At 38.2% G+C, this 3,232-nt stretch carries 1 pseudogene; it reads left to right on the forward strand.

Features of this window, described 5'->3' with window-relative positions:
• Positions 1-3,232, forward strand: a pseudogene (locus ACFIO3_RS10470) (hypothetical protein); the annotation flags it as partial.

Genomic DNA, 3,232 nt, shown 5'->3' on the forward strand with positions numbered 1-3,232 from the left:
AAGCTAACACGACAAATTACCGGTGTGGCTGCGGGTAGTGAAGATACTGATGCAGTGAATGTTGCACAGTTAAAAGCTTTGCGAGATTTGGCATCAGGAGTTTGGAAACTCTCTGCTAACAATACCGATCCTACAGACGTGAATCCAGGTAGTACAATAGATTTTTCAGTGAAAAATAGTGAAGTAGGAAAAGATAACTTAAAAATTGCAAAAAATACTGCAGAAAATAAGCATAAAATTGAATTTACTTTGAGTGATACTCTCAAACTTACAAGCGTCACTACAGGTCAAAGCTCTATGAGTAATGAGGGCTTTAAGTTTATTGATGGTAATGGACCAAGCATAACTTTAAATGGTATTCATGCTGGTGATAAAAAAATTACAGGAGTAGCTAAGGGGAAAGAAGAAACCGATGCCGTTAACAAAGGTCAGCTTGATGAAAACATAACCACTCTTTCTAAAAATATTGAAGACGTGCGTTCTGTGGCAGTTCTTTATGATGAGGAAGAAGATTTAGAGGATGTTAATCTGCCTGCGAGATCAGTGCGTAAAGTTAATAAGAAGAGTGTGACTTTTGGTGATCCAGAAACAAGCACTGTTGCTTTGCATAATGTTGGAAAAGGTAAAATTACCAATGAATCACATGATGGCATAAATGGTTCTCAGCTTTTTGAAACAAATGATAAGATTTCTACTTATTTAGGCGGTGGTGCTGGTTATAAAGATGGAAAATGGAGTGCTCCTACATTCACGGTTAAAACCTTTGATACTGATGGAGAGGCAAGAGAAGAGACTTATCAGAATGTAGCGGCTGCGTTTGAAGGTGTTAATACAGCTCTCACGACTGTTCAGAATAAAATTAACAATGCGATTATTAATGTAAAAGGTGATAGCCTTGTTAAGTGGAATGAAGAGGCAAAGTTAATCAAGATAGGGGAAGAAAAAGAAGGCACTAAAATCGATATTACAAATAAGGATGGTCATAATCGGATTCTTTCTGGAGTTGCTGCAGGTACTTCAGATACTGACGCTGTAAATTTCTCACAACTAAAGACAATTAAAGAACAAGTAGAAGCCAGTAGCTTTGTGAAACAGGATGCTGAAACGAAACACATCACTATTGGTAAAGACACGGATGGTGACAAAATCGATATTGCCAACAACGAAAATGAAAAGCGTACTCTTACTGGTATAAAGGGTGGAGTGCTCTCAGCAGATTCAAATGAAGCAGTCATTGGTTCGCAGCTTTTTGAGACAAATGATAAGGTTGCGACCTATTTCGGCGGGGGCGCTAAATATGAGAATGGCCAATGGATAGCTCCTAAGTTTACGGTTACGACAGTTAAGAATGATGGCAACTCTGAAGAGAAGCAATACAATACTGTTGCGGAAGCTTTGGCAGGAGTTGGAAGTTCTATCACGAATGTTAAAAATGATATCACAAAGAAAATTAACAATGAAATTGCCAATGTGAAAGGTGATAGCTTTGTTAAGTGGGATGAAGATAAGCAACTAATCGAGATTGGCGCAGAAAAGTACGGTAATAAAATCACTATTTCCGATAATGATGGTAAGAGTCGAACTCTTTCTGGTGTGAAAGAAGCAGAACAGGACAATGATGCTGTTAACAAAGGCCAGTTAGATAAAGGTTTAAAGCAGTTGTCTGAGAGTCTTCAGTCAGATGAATCGGCTGTTATTCATTATGATAAAAAGGAAAAGGGTGAAACTGATTATACGAATATAACTTTAGGAAAAGGTAAGGGTTCTACCTCTGTTGGTCTTCACAATGTCGCTGATGGTATGATTTCTGAGAGTTCACATGATGCAGTCACGGGTGGTCAGATCAATACAATTGGTGAGGATATTGCTAAGTTCTTAGGTGGAGAATCCTCCTTTAAAGATGGCGCTCTTACACAGCCAACCTATAAATTATCCGAGGTTTCTGAAGAAGGTAAGATAAAAGATAAATCGTATACTGGTGTTGGCACGGCTTTTTCAGGTCTTGATGAAAATATCAAGCATGTAAGTCAGCGCATTAAAGAAGTATCAGAAGGCATTGCACAGGATTCTTTAAATTGGAGTAGTGCTGAGGGTGCGTTTTTAGCACAGCATGGGGAGAAAAAGGGAACAAAAACGAATAGCAAGATTAAGTTTCTTGCAAATGGAGAGGTTTCTGAAATCTCAAGTGATGCGGTAAATGGTTCCCAGCTTCACAGCTTAGGTAGCAGTGTTGCGCAGTACTTTGGTGGCGGTGCTGAATATAAGGATGGCGCATGGAGTGCTCCAAATTTCAAGGTTAAAACAGTTAAGGACAATGGTGGATCTGAAGAGCAAGAGTATAAAAATGTAGCGGAAGCTTTTGAAGGAGTTGGTACTTCTTTCGCGAATTTTCAAAATAAAATTACTAATGAGATTACCAACCAAATTAATCACCTTCAATCAGATGACTCAGCTGTTGTGCATTACGATAAAAAGGATAAAGATGAGATTGATTATACGAGTGTGACTTTAGGTAAAGGTAAGAATTCTACTCCTGTTGGTTTGCATAATGTTGCCGATGGTGTGATGTCTGAGAGTTCACATGATGCAATCAATGGTTCGCAGCTTTTTGCTACGAATAAGAAGGTTATAAATGTTACTGATAATCTATCAAAAGTTGCTGAAAATACATCGAAATATTTTGGTGGTAGTACAGATGTACTCGAAGGTATAGAACCAGCTTTCCTTATTCAGGGGAAAACGCATCATAATGTTTTTGACGCGTTTACTGCTATCAATACTTCTATCACAAATATTGATAATAAGATTTCTAAAGATATTGATACAGTAACTGCAACAGCAGTTCTCTACGATAAAGATGAAAATGGCAATGTTAATTATGGTAGTGTGACTTTAGGTAGCGGTAAGAGCAATGGGCCAGTTGCTCTCCTGAATGTTAAGGATGGTGCAATTTCCCAGGATTCTCATGATGCAATCAATGGTAGCCAGATTAATAAAATATCAGGAGATATTGCAAATTACTTTGGTGGGGATGCAGCATTTCAGGATGGTGCTTTTGTAGGCCCTAGATATAATCTATCTCAAGTGTCTGCAGATGGTAACGTAGAACAGAAAACCTTTGAAAATGTTGGTGATGCTTTGACGGGGCTTGATGTGAATGTCAAAAGTGTGAATCAGCGCTTAACGAATGTATCCAATGAGTTTAATCAGAAAATTGAAGGTATCACGAAAG

The sequence above is a fragment of the Bartonella sp. AD328YNZD genome (assembly GCF_042196425.1).